Raw genomic sequence first — 17,346 nt, 5'->3', positions numbered from 1 at the left:
AACACCACCCCGGCCACCGTCGCCGAAGTCATGGCTCAACTGGCCGAGGCTGACAAAGCCCGCGCTGAGCCCCAGCTGACCAGCCGCCAGCGCCGCGCCCGCACGGTCGCCCGCCTGGCCGCCGTTCAGGCCCTGTACCAGATGGAGCTGGCGGGCGAGGGCGTCGACAGCGTCGTGCGCGAGTTCCGCAATCACCGTTTTGACGCCGATATCGACGGCGCCCCCCTGGCCGAGGCGGACGAGGACTGGTTCGCCGCCGTCGTGCACGGCGTGGTCGAGGACCAGCGCGCGGTGGACGAGGCGGTCAAGGCGCGTCTGGCCTCCAACTGGCGGTTGGAGCGTCTGGACGCGACCCTGCGCGCCCTGCTGCGCAGCGGCGCCTGGGAGCTGAAGCACAAGCCCGACGTGCCGCGTGAAATCGTGATCGACGAATATGTCGAGCTGGCCAAGGCCTTCTTCGACGATGCGGAGGCGAAGTTCGTGAACGCGGCGCTCGACGGCGTGGCGCGTGATGCCCGCGATTGACGTCGCAGGCGAATTCGAGACCATCCAGCGGCTGCTGAAGCCGCTGGCGCACCCGGAATGGGCGCGGGGGCTGGCCGACGACGTGGCCGCGCTGCCCTCGCGTCCGGGACACGACCTCATCCTTACCAAGGATGCGATCGTCGAGGGCGTCCACTTCCTGCCCGACGACCCGCTGGACACGGTGGCGCAGAAGCTGTTGCGCGTGAACCTGTCCGACCTGGCCGCCAAGGGGGCCGAGCCGTTCGGCTATCTGCTGGCCTGCCACTGGTCCCCACGCTGCGGCTGGCCCGAGCGCGAGGCCTTCGTCGCCGGGCTGCGGCGCGATCAGGCCATCTTCGACATTTCCCTGCTGGGCGGCGACACGGTGAAGACGCCGGGGCCGGCCAGCTTCTCGGCCACCCTGCTGGGCTGGGCGCCGTCGGGCGCGGCGGTCAGCCGAGCCGGGGCGCAACCGGGCGATCTGGTCTTCGTCACCGGCACCATCGGCGACGGCTGGCTGGGCCTTCAGGCCGCCCAGGCGACCCTGAGCCTGGAGCCCGAACGCATGGACGCGCTGGAGGCCGCCTATCGCACCCCCATGCCGCGCGTGGAGTTCGCACCCGTCGTTCTGGGCCTGGCGACCGCCAGCGCCGACGTGTCCGACGGTCTTCTGGCCGACGCCGCCCATATCGCCGAGGCCAGCGGCGTCAGCCTTGAGATCGACCTGGAGCGGCTGCCGCTGTCCGCCGCTGCTCAAGCCTGGTTCGAGGGGCGCGTCGATCCGCAGGCGGCGCTGGAGCTGCTGGCCGGCGGCGGCGACGACTATGAGATCCTGCTGACCGTCCCGGCGGGCGCCGAAAACGCCCTGCGCCGTGAGGCCGAGCGGCGACATCTGCGTTTGACCTGCGTCGGGCGGGTGGTCGAGGGCAGGGGGCTGTCGCCACGCTATCTGGGCCAGGTCATCACCCCGACGCGCACGGGCTGGACCCACGGCTGAGGGCAACGGAATCCTAACGGGACTGGCCCACACTGCCGCCATGAACCGCCGCGCCCTTATCCTCGCCGTCGCCGGCTCCGCCTTGTCGGGGGCGGCCGCAGCAGCCTCGCCATCGGCGGAGACGCCCGCTCAGCCGGCGAGCATCAACCTGACCGGGGTGGGCCTGCCGATCATCGTGGGCGGCCGGGTTCGGAATTACATCTTCGTAGTGCTGAAACTGCATCTGGGTGAAGGCCATGCCCTGGACGCGGTGAAGGCCAAGGAGCCCTATCTGCGCGACGCCCTGGTCCGCGCCGGGCATCGCACGCCCTTCGTCCTGGCCGACGACTGGAACCAGTTGGACGCCCAGGCCCTGAGCGCCAGCCTGATCCGCTCGGCTGATGTGCTGATCGGCAAGGGCGCGATCGCCCGCGTCGAGGTCGTCAGCCAGGCCGCGCGCCGCCGCACGACCGTTCGCGCCGTCTAAAAAGAGCGCTGTTGCGCCACGGCTCTGCTTTTGGCACGATTTAGCCGCAATTCCCGAGGGGCGTGAATTTGCGTCCGTAAGCGCACGGGGGGACCGGAAGGCGGCCGAGAGGCGAAAACGCCCGTAGCGCAGCCCATGGATCCGCGCGTCTAGTTGCATAGGGCTTGGAAACGCCATGACGTCATATCTTTGGCTGGTCATCGCGGCCGGCGCCTTGGGGGTGCTTTACGGCGCCGTCCAGACCGCCGCCCTGATGAAGGCCGACAGTGGTAATGAACGGATGCGTGAGATCGCCGCGGCGATCCAGGAAGGGGCATCCGCCTATCTGAAGCGTCAGTACACAACGATTGGCATTGTAGGGGTCGTGATCTTGGTCGCGGCCTTTTTTCTTATCGGGATCTGGGCCGCGCTTGGCTTCCTGATCGGCGCGGTCCTGTCGGGCGCGGCGGGCTATGCGGGGATGCTGATCTCCGTGCGCGCCAACGTCCGTACGGCCCAGGCCGCGTCGCAGAGCCTGTCCAGGGGTCTGGACCTGGCCTTCCGCTCGGGCGCCATCACCGGCATGTTCGTGGCGGGCGGCGCGCTTCTGGGCGTGTCCGGCTACTACGCCTTCATGACCCAGGGACTGGGCCATGCCTCGACCAGCCGCGAGGTCATCGACGGCTTGGTGGCCCTGGGCTTCGGCGCCTCTCTGATCTCCATCTTCGCGCGACTGGGCGGCGGCATCTTCACCAAGGGGGCCGACGTCGGCGGCGACATGGTGGGCAAGGTCGAGGCGGGGATCCCCGAGGACGACCCCCGCAACGCCGCCACCATCGCGGACAATGTGGGCGACAACGTCGGCGACTGCGCCGGCATGGCCGCCGACCTGTTCGAGACCTATGCGGTGACGACGGTGGCGACCATGGTGCTGGCGGCCATCTTCTTCCGCAACCAGCCCTATGTCGACGTGCTGATGCTGCTGCCGCTGGCGATCTGCGGCGTCTGCATCGTGACCTCCATCATCGGGACGTTCTTCGTCCGTCTGGGCAAGAGCGGCAACATCATGGGCGCCCTGTACCAGGGGCTGATCGTCACCGGCGTCCTGTCGTTGGGCGCGGTCTGGTGGGTGATCAACCAGCTTCTGCCGGGGGCGGTCGAAACCTCGGGCGGGCTGCTGATCCAGCCGATGAACCTGTTCTGGGCGGGCGTCGTCGGCCTGCTGGTCACGGCGGCCATCGTGGTCATCACCGAATACTACACCGGCACGGGCTTCCGCCCGGTGAAGTCGGTGGCCAACGCCTCCGTCTCAGGGCACGGCACCAACGTGATCCAGGGGTTGGCCATGTCGTTGGAGGCCACGGCGCTGCCGGCTCTGACCATCATCGTCGGCATCGTCGCGGCCTATCAACTGGCGGGCCTGTTCGGCATCGCCATCGCCACCACCACCATGCTGGGCGTGGCGGGGATGATCGTGGCGCTGGACGCCTTCGGTCCGGTCACGGACAACGCGGGCGGCATCGCCGAGATGGCTGGCCTGCCGCCGGAAGTCCGCGTCTCGACCGACGCTCTGGACGCTGTGGGCAACACCACCAAGGCCGTGACCAAGGGCTACGCCATCGGTTCGGCGGGCCTGGGGGCGCTGGTCCTGTTCGCCGCCTATGTGGAGGACTTGAAGTTCTTCGCGGCCGAGGCGGCGCCGGGCAGCTTCTTCCACGGCCTGGGCACGGTCGCCTTTGACCTGTCCAACCCCTATGTCGTGGTCGGCCTGTTGTTCGGGGGGCTGCTGCCCTTCCTGTTCGGCGGCTTGTCGATGACGGCCGTGGGGCGCGCTGCTGAGGCGGTCGTGGCCGAGGTGCGGCGTCAGTTCCGCGAGAACCCGGGCATCATGACCTTCCAGACCAAGCCGGAATACGGCCGAGCCGTCGATATCCTGACCAGCGCGGCCATCCGCGAGATGATCGTGCCGTCGTTGCTGCCGGTGCTGTCGCCGATCATCCTGTTCGTCGTCATCCTGTTCATCCAGCCGGACAAGGCCAACGCCTTCGCCGCCCTGGGGGCCATGCTGATGGGGGTGATCGTGACGGGTCTGTTCGTCGCCATCTCGATGACCTCGGGCGGCGGCGCCTGGGACAACGCCAAGAAGGTGATCGAGGAAGGCTTCACCGACAAGAACGGCGTGGTTCACGGCAAGGGGTCGGAAGCTCACAAGGCCGCCGTCACCGGCGACACCGTGGGCGATCCCTACAAGGACACCTCCGGCCCGGCGGTGAACCCGATGATCAAGATCACCAACATCGTGGCGCTGTTGCTGCTGGCGGTGCTGGCGGGCGGTAAGATCGTCTGACAGCGCTTCGCTGAACCTAAAAACGCCCCGGAGAGCGATCTCCGGGGCGTTGTCTTTTTTTTGCGCCCTACGTTCGCGACGCAGGCGGCTTGAGGGCGCCTATCTTCTGGAGCTTAGTCTGGGCGGCGCTGGCCGGGCACGTCGTCCTCGGTGCGGGGCAGTTGGCCGCGGCCGACGTTGCCGAGCAGTTGTTCGAGAATGGTCAGCTGACGGCCGCGAGTCGGGGTCTCGCGGCGCTCCATGGCGATCTGGCGGCCGTCTTCCAGGCCCAGGGTGCGGACGTTGGCGACCTTTTCACCGCCGTCGGCGAAGGTGATTTCGGTGACCGTGCGCTGCGACACTTCAGGCTTGTTGTAGGTGTAGCGCTGGGTCGTCTGGGTCAGGTAGTACCAGACGTTGTCGGTCTCGAAGGTCGAGGTGGTCGAGGGCGTGCCCAGCTTGGCCAGGACGGTCTCGCGGGTGTCGACGCCCGCCTCGATGTCCTGGGGCTTGGCGTCCACGGCCTGGAAGCCCTGGGTGGCGACGACCGGGGCGCAGGCGCCTGCAGCGGCGGCGAGCGAGGCGGCGATGATGAGCGACGTAAAACGGGGCATCGGCGATGGGCCTCTAGAAACAAGGTCTTTGACCTAACCGTCGCTGCGTCCTAGTGCAACGGCGCGGCGGAAAAGGGGCCGTAAAACCTATGTTCAAGACACTCTTCAGACGACAGACGCAAGAGCGCCAGGCGCAGGGCCTATACGCCCTGGCGGTGGAACAGGCGCGTCAGCCCGATTTTTACGCCCGCCTCGGCGTGGCGGATCGAATCGATGCGCGGTTCGAGCTCTACACCCTGCACGTCCTTCTGCTGTTCGTGCGGACCAAGGCTGAGGGCGAGCGCGGGGCCGATCTGGCCCAGAAGATGTTCGACACCTATGTCTCGGCTCTGGACAACGTTCTGCGTGAACTGGGCGTCGGCGACGTGTCTGTCGGCAAGAAGATGCGCAAGTTGGGCGAGGCCCTTTATGGCCGTATGAGCGCCTATGAGAAGGCGCTGCGCGAAGGCGACCGCGACGGCTTTCAGGCTTCGATCGCGCGCAATGTGTTCGAGAGCGACGATCCCGCTGCTGGCGCTGAACTGACCCGTTATGCGCTGGAATCGCACGAACGTCTGGCGCGTCAGCCTATTTCCGCCGTGGAAAAGGCGCCTGACTGGGCCATGATCGTCGCATGACGATTCCCGCCCTGCCTTACAGCGACCCCGTCCGCCTGCATCAGATCGGGGCGAGCCTGTCCCGGCGCCTGGAGCCGGACGCCGAGGCGCGTCAGCGCATTGCGCGCGCGCTGAACCTGAAGTCGCTGGACCGTTTCGAGGCGGATCTGGAGGTGACGGCGACGGTTTCGGGCTGGCGTCTGACCGGACGTGTCGTAGCCGATGCGGTCCAGTCCTGTGTGCTGACGCTGGAGCCTCTGCCCGTTCATGTCGACGATCGATTCGAGATCAATCTGGTCGAGGCCGTGGATACGGCGCCTTCGGACGAAGGGGAGATCGACCTGGAGCTGGACGACGATTCGCCCGACGTGGTGGAAAACGGTCAGATCGACCTGGGCCAGTATGCGGTCGAGCAACTAGCGCTGCATCTTGACCCCTATCCCCGCAAAGACGGCGCGGTGTTCGAGCAACCGCCTGAGCCGGGCGAGATCTCGCCTTTCGGCGTGTTGCGGGCCTTGAAGCCGAACGACGGCGACAAGAGTTGACCTAAGGGCGCCTCGGTTGCATCCACAGGGTGCGACATTTGCGTCTGCACGCCCTAACATTGAAGCGCCGCGACAAGACGGCGACGGAGTCGATTTCCACTTGGCATCATCCACATTGATCTCGCTCGACGCCATGGGGGGCGACCACGGTCCTGCCGTCGTGGTCGGCGGCGTGAAGGCTTATTATTCGCTGTATGGCGGCGACGGCGTGCGCTTCCTGCTGCACGGAGACGAGGCGGCGATCCGCGCCGAGATGGCGCGCCTGCACGTATCGGACGACCTTTGCCAGGTCCGGCACACCGACAAGGTCGTCGCCATGGACGAAAAGCCTGCCCAGGCCATGCGTCGAGGCAAGGGCTCCAGCCTCTGGAACGCGATCGAGGCGGTCAAGACGGGAGAGGCCCAGGCCGCCGTCTCGGCGGGCAACACCGGCGCCTTGATGGCGATCTCCAAGCTGGTTCTGCGGATGGCGGTCGACGGGCTGGAGCGCCCGGCCATCGTCGCCAGCTGGCCGACCAAGCGCGGTTTCACCGCCGTGCTGGACGTCGGCGCCAACATCGGCAGCGATGCGCGCCAGTTGGTCGAGTTCGCCATCATGGGCGAGGCCTTCCAGTCCGCCGTGCATGGCGTGGCGCGGCCGACGGTCGGCCTGCTGAACGTCGGCTCCGAAGAGATGAAGGGCCACGAAGAGGTGCGCGAGGCCCACGCTGTGCTGCGCACCGACGCCGTGCCTGTGAACTACACCGGCTTCGTCGAGGGACATGACATCGCCGCCGGAACCGTGGACGTGGTGGTGACGGACGGATTCACCGGCAATATCGCGCTGAAGACGGCCGAAGGCACGGCCCGCTTCATCTCGGGCCTGCTGAAGGAAGCGCTGACCTCCGGGCCGCTGGCCAAGCTGGGCGCTCTGATCGCCATGCCTGCCCTGAAGAAGATGGCGCGCCGCATCGACCCCAGCAGCGTCAACGGCGGCCCCTTGCTGGGTCTGAACGGCATCGTCGTAAAAAGCCACGGCGGCGCCACGGCCGAGGGTTACGCCAACGCCATCCGCGTGGCTGTCGAACTGGCCCGCAGTGACTATCTGACCAAGGTCAGCGCCAATTTCGCGCGTTTGGCGGCCGCGATGGACGAACCCGCGCCCGTCGTCATGGGAGAGACCGAACAGTGAGCGTCATCCGCAGCGTCGTTACCGGGGTCGGCTCCTTCCTGCCCGAGCAGGTCGTCACCAACGCCGACCTGACCAAGATCGTCGACACCTCCGACGAATGGATCATCGAGCGCACCGGCATCCGCCAACGCCACAAGGCCCGCGACGACGAGCCGACCAGCGATCTGGCGCTCAAGGCGGCCGAGCGCGCCCTGGCCGACGCGGGCAAGACGGCGGCGGACGTCGATCTGATCATCGTCGCCACGACCACGCCGGACCAGACCTTCCCGGCGACGGCGGCCATCGTGCAGCGCAAGCTGGGCGCGCCGGTGGGCATCGCCTTCGATGTTCAGGCGGTCTGTTCGGGCTTCGTCTACGCCATGAGCGTGGCTGACGGCTTTGTCGCGCGCGGTCAGGCCAAATGCGCCCTGGTCATCGGCGCCGAGGAAATGACCAAGCTGATGGACTGGACGGATCGCACCACCTGCGTCCTGTTCGGCGACGGCGCCGGAGCCTTCGTGCTGGAGCCGGGCGAGGGGCAGGGGACCAAGGATGATCGCGGCGTGCTGGGCTTCGCCCTGCGCTGCGAGGGCGCCAAGGCTGACATGCTCTATGTCGACGGGGGCCCGGCCACGACGGGTACGGTCGGCCATCTGCGGATGCTGGGCAATCAGGTCTTCCGCCACGCCGTCGTGAACATCGCCGAGGCCATCACGGCCGCCGCCGAGGTTGCGGGCGTCGACATTCCCGAGATCGACTGGTTCGTGCCTCACCAGGCCAACCAGCGCATCATCAAGGGCGTGGGCGATCGCCTGGGCCTGGACGAGGACAAGGTCATCTCGACCGTGGCCATGCACGCCAACACCTCGGCCGCCTCCATCCCGCTGGCGATGGACGTCGCCATCAAGGATGGGCGAATCAAGAAGGGCGATCTGGTCCTGGTCGAAGCCATGGGCGGCGGCCTGACATGGGGCGCGTGCGCCTTCCGATTCTAGATTTGCATTGAGGACTTTGATTTCCGGCCGTTTTGCCCTTCAATGCCCCGCCAATTGATTGCGGGGAGATGCAAGTGGCCGGACATCAGACGCTTACCCGTGCGGATTTGTGCGAAGCGGTCCACGAAGAGGTCGGGTTGTCCCGGCAGGAATGCTCCGGACTGGTCGAGCGCACGCTGGACCTGATTGTCGACTCTCTTGAGCAGGGCGAGACGGTCAAGCTGTCGGGCTTCGGCGTCTTCCAGGTCCGTGAGAAACGCGCCCGCATGGGCCGCAACCCCAAGACCGGCGAACCGGCCGCCATCAACCCCCGCCGCGTCATCAGCTTCCGCGCCTCACAGATCATGAAGAGCCGGGTGCACGACGCCGTCGTCGAGACCTGAGACCCTTGGCCAAAAGCCCCAAAGCCTTCCGCACCATTTCTGAAGCGGCCGATGAAGTCGGCGCCCCCCAGCATGTGCTGAGGTTCTGGGAGACGAAGTTCGAGTTCGTCGCCCCGGTGAAGCGTGCGGGCGGCCGCCGTTTCTATCGCCCCGACGACGTCATGGTGCTGAAGGCTGTGCGGCGGCTGCTGCACGACGAGGGGCTGACGATTCGCGGGGTGCAACGCCTGGTGCAGGATCAGGGTCTTGCGCGCCTGACGGCCTATGCCGACCCGGCCGCGACGCTGGAGATCGATTCGGGTGATCGGGCTGAAACGGTATCGCAGACGGCGGCGATTCCGGCGGCTCCGGCGCGCCTTGAGACTCTGTTGAGCGAACTGGAAGCGGCCAAGGCCCGGTTGGAGGGCGTTCTGCGCCGCTAAGACGGAAGTTGTTGTCGATAGAGCGTTTTAGGGTTTGCGGAGCACCGAACCGCCGTCTATACGGAGCGCCTTCGGAGCGTGGCGCAGCCTGGTAGCGCACTTGACTGGGGGTCAAGGGGTCGCAGGTTCGAATCCTGTCGCTCCGACCATCTAAATCTTTGATTTGGAATGGTTTTGAAGGGGGCGCCGTAAGGCGACCCCTTTGCAATTGGGCGCTAGCGCGCTTCGCGTAAAAGACGAGACTTTCAGTCAGAACTGTGAACAGGGCAGCCTACTGCTGAACGGCGCTGCGGCCGGGACCGAAGCGGGCGCGGAAGTCCTCCAGGCGGATGGTGAACTCGTCCTGCGCCAGAAATTCCTCGTCGGTCATCTGAGGCTGCTCGTTCGGCTTGTACCAGAGTGCGTAGTTCGGCTCGTCCAAGGCGTAGCGTTTGAAGTGAGTTGAATAGGTGCGGACGCGCAGGGTCGGAACCTCGCCCGTCATGTCGAAGGCCATCAAACGCAGCCAGCCGTCGCCCAGGCCCGGCGCCTTGGCCGCATCCAGCCCGGCGTCGACGGCGGCGCGGTTGCGGTCCTGATAGTCGGACAGCAGCTGATAGACGGCGCCGCCCTGGCGGTTCGGGTCGGTGCGGAAGGCCTGGCCGTTGTGATGCCCGCTCAGGACCATGAAGATCTGCGGGTTGCGGCTGATCAGCTTGTCCCACACGCCCTGGGCGCTGTTGTCGAAGGGGTCGAGGGCGTTGATGTCCACGACCGGATGGGCGTGGCGCTGTCCGGTCTTGTCCAGGAAGTCGTGGGTGCTGATCAGGGTCGGCAGGCCCGGGTGGGCGTGGATGATGGTCTCGGCCCATTTCAGACTTGCGTCGGAAGGGGCGAACTGCAGGCCGATGTGCAGGAAGCGGTAGCCGCCGGCCTCGAACACCTGGGCGCTGTCCGCGCCGCCGTCGTGCGATCCGACGTACCAGGGGCGGTCCTTGAAGAAGGGCGAGGCGGCGCCGAAGACGCGGACCCATTCGGTCAGTCCGCCGACATGGATCATGCCCAGGCGACGCAGGTCGCCCTCGGGCGCGGTCAGGTCGCGCGGCCAGGACTCTTCCCACCACTGGGCGTCATAGTCGTGATTGCCGGGCACGGCCGAGAAGGGCAGGGCGCCGTCCAGAAGGCGATAGGCGGCGATGGAGGCGGGGATCTCCACCTCGCGCACGCCCGGCGCCCATTTCGCCGGTCCGACGTCGGAGGGCAGGGCGCGGGGACTGAAGCCGCGCGCGGCGTGATCCGGGTCGATGTCGATGATGGGGTGCTGCCATACGTCGCCCACGCCGGTGGCGAAAACGATGTCGCCACCGCGCGAGGCGGCGTTGTCGGCGATGAAGCGGAACTGCTCGGTCATCATGTCCCGCGCGTCGAACGGAAAGCCGGCCGCGCGCTGACGCGTGTGATCGACATAGTTCTGGGTGTCGGGGATCACGGCGATGGTGAAACGGGCGTCAGTCGCCTGTTGGGCCAGGCTGGGGGCGGCCGCCAGAAGGCCGAGGGCCAGGACGGCTGAACGGAACAGCTTACGCATCATCGACATGGGCGCATCTTTCTTCGCGAGGAAAAGCGCGAGGCTTCGGAGCCAAGTCCGAAGCCTCGCAGGCAGAGATCAGTAGCGATAGCTAACTCGGGCGCCCCAGGTGCGCGGGGCGTTGGGCGAGCCGGTGGACGCCGAGATGAAGCGGTTGCGCGACTCTTCCGAATAGGCGTTCGTCAGGTTGTTGACGAAGAAGCCGAAGGCATAGCTGCCGTTCATCGGACGGAACGTCAGGTTGGCGTTCATCAGCCAGTAGTCGCCGATGACCGAGTTGGACGAGGTGCTGAATTTCTCGCTGCGGTAGGCGTAGTTGGTTTCCGCCTCGACGCCCCAGTCGCCGATCTGGTGCTCATAGGCGATCGAGCCCTTGTAGTCGAAGCGCGGGAAGGGCAGGCGCTCGCCTGCGCGATCGCTGTAGATGATGGTGTTGTATTCGCCCGTCACCGGATCCTTGGCGGCTTCGGTGGCCGAGGCGTTGACGAAGAAGAACTCGTCATATTCCCCGTATTTGTAGCCGACCGCCTGGGTGATGGTCAGGTTGTCCAGGGGCTGCCAGCGCAGCTCCAGCTCGGCGCCCTGGATGTGGGACTTCGGCACGTTGATCATGCGGCCGACGCGCCCCGTCTGGGTGTAGAGCACGCCCTGAAGCTGCTGGTCGCGGTAGTCGTAATAGTAGATTGCCGCGTTCGTCTGGAGGCGGTTGTCGAACAGGCTGGCCTTCACGCCGGTCTCATAGGCGATCAGCTCCTCGAACTTGAAGGGCTCCAGCTGATCGGGCAGGCCGCTGTTGTAGGTGGTGAAGCCGCCAGATTTCACCCCGCGCGAGATGTTGGCGTAGGCCAGAACGCTGTCGCTGAAGGCGTATTCAGCGCCGATCTTGCCAGTCCATTCGCCCATGCTCTGAGACTTGGAGGCGGTGGCGTTGACGCGCGGGACCGGGGCCAGAACCTCGGTCTTGAAGTCGTTCAGCTCGCGGGTCTCATCCTCGTAGCGTAAGCCGCCGATCAGGGTCAGGCGATCCGTCAGGCGGTAGTCGACATTGGCGAAGGCGCCCGTCGTCTGGACCTTCTGGCCGTAGGTGGTGCTCATCCAGAAGCGGAGGCTCTTCGCTTCCGAGAAGTCGGAGTAGAAGCCGCCGTCGATGTCCTCGGTCGCGTGGTAGAGACCGGCCAGCCATTGCAGACGACCGTCGCCGTTCGAGGCTAGGCGCACTTCCTGCGAGATCGTCTCGATGTCGTTGAAGAAGTAGGTGCCGGCTTCGTTTGAGGCCGTGGCGTCCCAGTCGTTGAACTCCTTGCGGTCGAAGGACTCATAGGCGGCGACGGCGGTCAGGGTGGCCCAGCCGAGGTCGTGGTTCAGGCGCAGGCTGACGCCCTTGCCCTCGTTGTCGCGGAACGGCTTGGCGTTGGGCGAGACGCCGATCAGCTGGGCGAAATAGGGGGAGATGCCCCAGCCGGTGATCCGGTGGGCCGTGTCGATCGGATAGACCTTGCCGCCGCCCGAGGTGAAGGGGGTGGTGATCAGGCGCAGGCCCCGACCGTCCGACTTGTCCTGGCTGTAGTGGACGTTCAGGTCGAGGTCGGTCAGGTCGCTGGGGCGCCAGTTCAGGCGCAGGCGCAGGGCCTTGGTGTCCTTGTCGCCCAGGGTTTTGCCCGTGTCGCGGTGGTATTGCCAGCCGCCGCCCGTCTCGGCCGCGACGGCCAGGCGGGCGCTCAGGGTTCCGGCGACCGGACCCGAAACAAAGCCCTCGAACTTGGCGGCGTCATAGCTGCCGTAGCTGGCGTTGAAGCCGGCCGCGACATAGTCCGTCGGCGCTCCGGTGACGACGCTGACCGCGCCGCCGGTGGTGTTGCGGCCGTACAGCGTGCCCTGCGGCCCGCGCAGAACCTCGATGCGGGCGATGTCGAACAACTGGCCCTGGGTCATCACGCCATAGGGATAGGCGACTTCATCGATATAGACGCCGACGGTCGAGGTGTTGTTGGCGGCGTAGTCCGTCAGGCCGACGCCGCGGATGCGGAACTGGGGCTGGCCGCCGCCCAGCTGGCTGTCGACCTCCATGCTGGGGACGGCGTTTTCCAGGTCGTTGACCGTCTGGATGTTGCGCTTGTCCAGGTCTTCGCCCGATACGACCGTCAGTGCCAGGCCGACCTTCTGCGCGGATTCCTCGCGGCGCTGCGCGGTGACGATGATGTCCTGAACGGAGGTGGCCTGAGGCTCGGTCGCGACCTCGGCCGCCGCGGGCGCGGCCGCCGCAAGGAGCAGGGCGGCGCTCGAGGCGCCGAAAAGAAGACGGTTCATGTGTCGATCCATCGGGCAGCGCGGGCGATCCAGTCGCTCAGGCTGGAAAGTTGGGGAATGTCGCGAGCAGCCGTAGTTCTCACGCCGTGTGACCGGCTTTAAAAAAACAACTGTTCGACAACATTTCCGCTGTAGGAGATGGTCGTGATGCTTTGGTGAAGCTTATTTGAAGTGTTGCTGTCGCGCTGCCTGTCGATGACTGTTCCGAATAAGGAACGATTGTTCGATTCAGTCGCGCTGGGTAACCAAGGTCTTGGCGACGGCTTGCAGGCGCGCGGCATCGGGCGCATCGCCCGTCGCCGCCGCCATGATGGCCGCGCCCTTGATCCATAAGGCGAAACGGGTGGCGGCGCGGCGCGTCAGGTCGAACTGAGGCGGCCAGAGTTCGCCGCGGTTGGTGTAGTTGCCGCCGCCTTCGGGCCCGCGCAGAATCATCGCCAGTTCCTGGAAGGACGGATCGCGACGCGCCTGCAGGCAGACCTGGGCGATCAGACGGGCGTACTTGACGTAGAAGCCGCGCTCGCCGCCCGCAGGCGTCTCCAGGGTAAGGGCCATCATCTCGCCCCACCGCTGCATATCCGGAGGACCGGCGCCTTGCGGATGTCGGTAGTCGAGGTAGCGGGGCATCTCGCGGAAGACCGCGTGCCAGACGGCGTCGATCACGAACCGCCGCATATCCGCCCAATGGTAGGCGATGGTGGAGGTCGAAGTGCCGACCTCCGTGCTGACCGAGCGGTTGGTGACGATCCCGACGCCTCCGCTCAGGATCTGGTCTGCGGCGACGTCGAGCAGACGCCGCTTGATGGAATCCGGTTCCAGTCCGTCGCTCGGCGCCTTGGGGATCACCATCCGATCGATATAGCTTTCGGTCGCTGAGGCCGGATCGTCGGGGCGGCCGAAGGCCCGATCGATCAGGCCGCCCAATCCCTCGGCCGCAATCGCCTCATAGTCCGAGCGACCGCCCAGGGCGCCGACGTAAAACTGCTCGATGATCAGGTAGGTGGAGATCGCCTCGCCGAACGCTTCCAGGCCGGGGCGACGCGACAGGAAGGCCGTCCAGGCGTCGCGCCGCATGAGATCCCAGCGTCGCAGCAGGGGAGGCAGGAAGGCCGCCGGGTCGGGGCTGACCAGCAGTTCTTCCCACACTCGGGCGAAGTCGGCAGAGGACGCGGCGCGTTCTCGTAAATAGCGGGCTGTCAGGGCCAGCAGGCTGTCGCGGCTGAGGGCCAGGTCGTCGACGGCGGCGAAGAAGGCCTCGTGGTAGGCCTCGTCCTGCTCGAACGCCCTGAAGGCGATGGCTTCGATCAGCCCCGCCTTGGCGCCGAACAGATTGACGATGACGGTGGTGCTCTTGCCGACGGCCTGGGCCAGGTCGCGTATGGTCAGGCCGCCCAGGCCGACGTCCGTGACCAGGGTCATGGCCGCGGCGACGACGCGGTCGGCCTCGAGCGAGCGTGATGAAGCGATCGTCGTCATCGCAGCGTGCATGGCCGGCTGAAGCGGTCGTGTCGAGACCTGATCGCTTTCTTGGGCAAGGCCTGCGACGAAAGACGGCGGACCCCGTCGCGGACTCAATCCTGAAGTTGGGGCGGGAAGGGCAGCACGAACTCGGACCGTTCGGGCGAGACGCCGAAGGTCGCTTCGCCGTCGCGACCGGCATACCGGCCCAGCAGGCTCGAATAGGTATAGAAGCGGATGGTGCGGGCCTCGGTGTCGAAGGCCATGAAACGCAGCCAGCCTGCGCCGCCGTTGGCCGAACCGGCCTGTCCGTCCGGGCCGACGGTGTTGCCCTGATAGTCTTGGATCAGTTGATAGACGGGACGCCCGGCGTCATTGTGGTCGATGCGCAGGTTCTCGCCGTTGGATACGCCCTCGATCGGGCGGGTGTAGTTGTGGCCGCTCAGGACCATAAAGATCATCGCGTTCTTGCGGATGAAACGGTCCCAGACCTGATCGGGCGGCAGGTTGTCTGCGCCCGCGAAATAGCTGTCATAGCCGTTGGAGCGTTCCTGCACGTCAGGTTTCAGCCATTCATGGGTGGTGACGATGACGGGCGTGTCGGGATGGGCGTCGATCACGCCCTGGGCCCAGTCCAGCGCGGTCTGGGGCGGCTGCATCTCCAGCGACAGGTGCAGGAAGGACAGGCCGCCGGCCGTGAAGGTCTGGAAGCTGTTCAGACCGTTCGCCGAGGCGCCGCCGTACCAGGCCTTATCCGTGAAGTGGCGCGACTGGGGGCCGAAATAGAAGTTCCAGGCGCGGCCGCCCGACAGGGGTTCGGAGACGCCGTCGTAGCCGCGCCATGCATAGTTGTCGTAGTCGTGGTTGCCGGGAACCATGCCGAACGGCAGGCCGCTGTCGGTCAGGATCGAGAGGGCGCGGTTGGCGATGTCCCATTCCTCGCGCGTGTCGAAGAGCTGGTATTCGCCCTCTGCGTCCGGAATGGCGCGTCGGAACTGGCCGTCGCCATGCTGGACGATGTCGCCGACGAAGGTGACGAAGGCCAGGTTCTTGTCCTGGCGGGTCTCGACCAGATAGCGCATCTGCTGGTCGAAGGTGTCGGCGCCGTGCGGCTGGGGCAGGGTTATGTCGGCGTAGTTCTGGGTGTCGGAGACGACGGCGATGGTGAAGACCTCGGCCCAGGCCGGAACCGCTGCGCTCAGCAGCGCCGCGCTGAAGGCGACCGCCGCGCCCAGGTGTTTGAACATCGTCATATGCGTCATCCTGAAACCGATATGCAGCCGCCCTTAGCGACGCTGTGTGACGCTTTGGCTGCGATGACGCGCCTGAACGCATCGGGGATGCGCTGATACGGAAATGTCGTGCGACCGACATGAGGCGGTGACGATGCGGCGTCATTGGGCGCGCGGTGAACCGACAGCCAAGCCAGCCTTTCGACATGGACGACGCGACGTCCGCCCTGACGCGCGACGAGGGATTCGCGGCGTTGACGCGGCGGTTGCGGGCGCCGTTGACGCATTTCTTCCTGCGGCGGTCGAAATCGTCGGCGGATGCGGAGGAGATGGTTCAGGATTTGTTCCTGCGCCTAATGCGCCGCGCGGACTTGATGAGCCTGCAGAACATCGACGGTTATGTCTTTGAGGCGGCGGCCAACATTGCGCGGGATCGGGGGCGCTATGAGCAGGCGCGGGGTCGAGGCCTGCATGTCGAGATCAACGACGCCGTGGCCGAGTATGACGCGCCTGACGCCGAACAGATCATCGCGGGGAGGCAGCGTTTGAAACGGATGCTGGCGGCGCTGGACGCCCTGCCGCCGCGTGCGCGGGCCGTGGTGATCCTGCGTCGGTTCGAGAACCTGACCTATCCGCAGATCGCTCAGCGTCTGGGCATTTCGGTCAGCGCGGTCGAGAAGCACATGGGGCGAGCGATGTCCGCGTTGAGGGTCGATCTGGTCGAGGGGGATCGCTGATGTTTCCGGTTCACCCCCGATCAAACGACGAGGAAGCGATCGATCCAGCCGCCTTCTGGTTCGCGCGAATGAACGGCGGCGATACGCCCTGCCCTCAAGACGAGATCGCCTTCCGGCGGTGGTTGGATGAAGATCCTGGCCATATCCGCGACTATCGAGCCTGTCAGCAGGCGTGGAGAATGCTGGATCTTGAGGCGGGGCAGCCCGAGGTGTTGGCCCTGAGGGCGGCGGCGCTGGGGCGTGCCGATTCAGGCGCGACGCGACGGCGGGCTCTGCTCGGCCTGACCGGCGGGGCCATTGCGGCGTCCTGCGGCGGGCTGTGGGTGATGACGGCGTCGTCACCGGCGCGGGCGCTGATCGCGACCGAGGCGGGGCAGCGACTGACCGCGCCCCTGCCGGACGGGTCGGAGGTGACGTTGGCGCCGTCTTCTCGACTGCGCCTCGATTACGGCGCCGAACGTCGCGCGGCGGTGCTGGAAGCCGGTCAGGCCTATTTCCACATTCAGCCCGACGCCGAGCCCTTCGTCCTGCGCGTCGGCGATCGCTTGATGGCGACCGCGCAGGGGCGCTTCCAGGCGACCCACGCAGACCGAGGGCCGGAGGCGCTGGTCGAACAGGGACGGCTGAGGATGGTTCAAAGAGGCGGCGCTGGCGCGCCTCTGATCCTGACGGCGGGGCAGGGCGGGCTGGCGCGCGGCGATGAACTGCGGGCCGCGCCGGCAGACGTCGAGGCCGAGACGGCCTGGCGGATGGGGCGTCTGGTCGTGCGCGACCGTCCGCTGAGCGAGGTGGTCGAACGCTTCAATCGCTATTCGGCGGAGCGGTTGACGCTGACGGATGCGGCGGCGGGGGAGGTCCGCATCTCAGGCTCGTTCCGCTATGACGGCGGGCAGGAGTTCGCCCTGGCTCTGGCGCGCGGGTTCGGCCTGTCGGTGCGGCGCACGACGGACGGGGACTGGCGCATCGGATCGCCCGAAAAAACGTCTGACGAAACGGCTGCGCTTTGATGAAATTTCCACGACGGGGTGGGGGTCTGCGCAGGCGCTTCCGTTTCTGAGGGGGAGCCGC

At 66.5% G+C, this 17,346-nt stretch carries 17 protein-coding genes and 1 tRNA gene; 13 read left to right on the top strand and 5 right to left on the bottom strand.

Annotated elements, in window-relative coordinates; genetic code table 11:
- The first annotated feature begins 30 nt into the window (after positions 1-30).
- The 4 genes from nusB (at position 31) to FGL25_RS08400 (ending at position 4,293) form a co-directional block, all read left to right on the top strand.
- The gene (gene nusB, locus FGL25_RS08415; RefSeq protein ID WP_083673904.1) at positions 31-525 is read left to right on the top strand and encodes a transcription antitermination factor NusB; all 495 of its coding nucleotides are present in this window, start codon (positions 31-33) and stop codon (positions 523-525) included.
- Positions 512-1,501 (top strand): thiamine-phosphate kinase, encoded by a 990-nt coding sequence (gene thiL / locus FGL25_RS08410; protein ID WP_138141457.1) that lies wholly within the window; start codon positions 512-514, stop codon positions 1,499-1,501. Before nusB ends, thiL begins: the two co-directional genes overlap by 14 nt.
- Before the next feature lie 40 nt (positions 1,502-1,541).
- Positions 1,542-1,967, top strand: coding sequence for a hypothetical protein (locus FGL25_RS08405; protein ID WP_138141455.1), 426 nt, complete (start codon positions 1,542-1,544; stop codon positions 1,965-1,967).
- 175 nt (positions 1,968-2,142) lie between these two features.
- Entirely contained in the window at positions 2,143-4,293 is a 2,151-nt protein-coding gene (locus FGL25_RS08400; protein ID WP_138141453.1) for a sodium-translocating pyrophosphatase, read from the top strand.
- Between the two features lie 113 nt (positions 4,294-4,406).
- Here FGL25_RS08400 and FGL25_RS08395 read toward each other — a convergent pair whose 3' ends face one another.
- Entirely contained in the window at positions 4,407-4,886 is a 480-nt protein-coding gene (locus tag FGL25_RS08395) for an outer membrane protein assembly factor BamE (protein ID WP_003164749.1), read from the bottom strand.
- Positions 4,887-4,975: 89 nt separating this feature from the next.
- On the opposite strand from FGL25_RS08395, the gene FGL25_RS08390 reads away from it, so the two are divergent.
- The 7 genes from FGL25_RS08390 (at position 4,976) to FGL25_RS08360 (ending at position 9,126) form a co-directional block, all read left to right on the top strand.
- Positions 4,976-5,503 (top strand): ubiquinol-cytochrome C chaperone family protein, encoded by a 528-nt coding sequence (locus FGL25_RS08390; RefSeq protein ID WP_040345284.1) that lies wholly within the window; start codon positions 4,976-4,978, stop codon positions 5,501-5,503.
- Entirely contained in the window at positions 5,500-6,027 is a 528-nt protein-coding gene (locus FGL25_RS08385) for a YceD family protein (RefSeq protein ID WP_003164750.1), read from the top strand. Before FGL25_RS08390 ends, FGL25_RS08385 begins: the two co-directional genes overlap by 4 nt.
- A 115-nt stretch (positions 6,028-6,142) precedes the next feature.
- Positions 6,143-7,198, top strand: coding sequence for a phosphate acyltransferase PlsX (gene plsX / locus FGL25_RS08380; protein WP_003164751.1), 1,056 nt, complete (start codon positions 6,143-6,145; stop codon positions 7,196-7,198).
- Complete coding sequence (locus FGL25_RS08375) at positions 7,195-8,172, top strand: beta-ketoacyl-ACP synthase III (RefSeq protein WP_003164752.1); 978 nt, start codon at positions 7,195-7,197, stop codon at positions 8,170-8,172. The genes plsX and FGL25_RS08375 overlap by 4 nt, the downstream gene beginning before the upstream one ends.
- A gap of 74 nt (positions 8,173-8,246) precedes the next feature.
- On the top strand, positions 8,247-8,555 hold the full coding sequence (locus tag FGL25_RS08370; protein WP_369822381.1) for an integration host factor subunit alpha: 309 nt from the start codon (positions 8,247-8,249) through the stop codon (positions 8,553-8,555).
- 5 nt (positions 8,556-8,560) lie between these two features.
- On the top strand, positions 8,561-8,977 hold the full coding sequence (locus tag FGL25_RS08365) for a MerR family transcriptional regulator (RefSeq protein ID WP_138141451.1): 417 nt from the start codon (positions 8,561-8,563) through the stop codon (positions 8,975-8,977).
- 72 nt (positions 8,978-9,049) lie between these two features.
- Positions 9,050-9,126: transfer RNA gene (locus FGL25_RS08360), tRNA-Pro, on the top strand.
- Between the two features lie 122 nt (positions 9,127-9,248).
- Here FGL25_RS08360 and FGL25_RS08355 read toward each other — a convergent pair.
- The 4 genes from FGL25_RS08355 to FGL25_RS08340 form a co-directional block, all read right to left on the bottom strand.
- Positions 9,249-10,553, bottom strand: a complete 1,305-nt coding sequence (locus FGL25_RS08355) for a serine/threonine protein phosphatase (protein ID WP_138141449.1) — start codon at positions 10,551-10,553, stop codon at positions 9,249-9,251.
- Between the two features lie 69 nt (positions 10,554-10,622).
- Positions 10,623-12,851 carry a TonB-dependent receptor gene (locus tag FGL25_RS08350; protein ID WP_197733813.1) on the bottom strand — a complete coding sequence of 743 codons (2,229 nt, stop codon included), beginning with the start codon at positions 12,849-12,851 and terminating at the stop codon, positions 10,623-10,625.
- A 228-nt stretch (positions 12,852-13,079) separates the two neighbouring features.
- Positions 13,080-14,327: a TetR/AcrR family transcriptional regulator gene (locus tag FGL25_RS08345; RefSeq protein ID WP_252970098.1), complete on the bottom strand. Its 1,248-nt coding sequence runs from the start codon at positions 14,325-14,327 to the stop codon at positions 13,080-13,082.
- A gap of 95 nt (positions 14,328-14,422) precedes the next feature.
- Positions 14,423-15,562: a metallophosphoesterase gene (locus FGL25_RS08340; RefSeq protein ID WP_252970097.1), complete on the bottom strand. Its 1,140-nt coding sequence runs from the start codon at positions 15,560-15,562 to the stop codon at positions 14,423-14,425.
- A gap of 185 nt (positions 15,563-15,747) precedes the next feature.
- On the opposite strand from FGL25_RS08340, the gene FGL25_RS08335 reads away from it, so the two are divergent.
- Both FGL25_RS08335 and FGL25_RS08330 read left to right on the top strand, forming a co-directional pair.
- On the top strand, positions 15,748-16,278 hold the full coding sequence (locus FGL25_RS08335) for an RNA polymerase sigma factor (RefSeq protein WP_252970096.1): 531 nt from the start codon (positions 15,748-15,750) through the stop codon (positions 16,276-16,278).
- On the top strand, positions 16,278-17,285 hold the full coding sequence (locus FGL25_RS08330; protein WP_138141445.1) for a FecR family protein: 1,008 nt from the start codon (positions 16,278-16,280) through the stop codon (positions 17,283-17,285). Before FGL25_RS08335 ends, FGL25_RS08330 begins: the two co-directional genes overlap by 1 nt.
- Positions 17,286-17,346 lie beyond the last annotated feature (61 nt).

The sequence above is a fragment of the Brevundimonas vancanneytii genome, from assembly GCF_901421975.1.
GTDB lineage: Bacteria > Pseudomonadota > Alphaproteobacteria > Caulobacterales > Caulobacteraceae > Brevundimonas > Brevundimonas diminuta.
The sequence above is the reverse complement of the archived record's forward strand: the minus strand, read 5'-3'. Positions and strand labels throughout refer to the sequence as shown.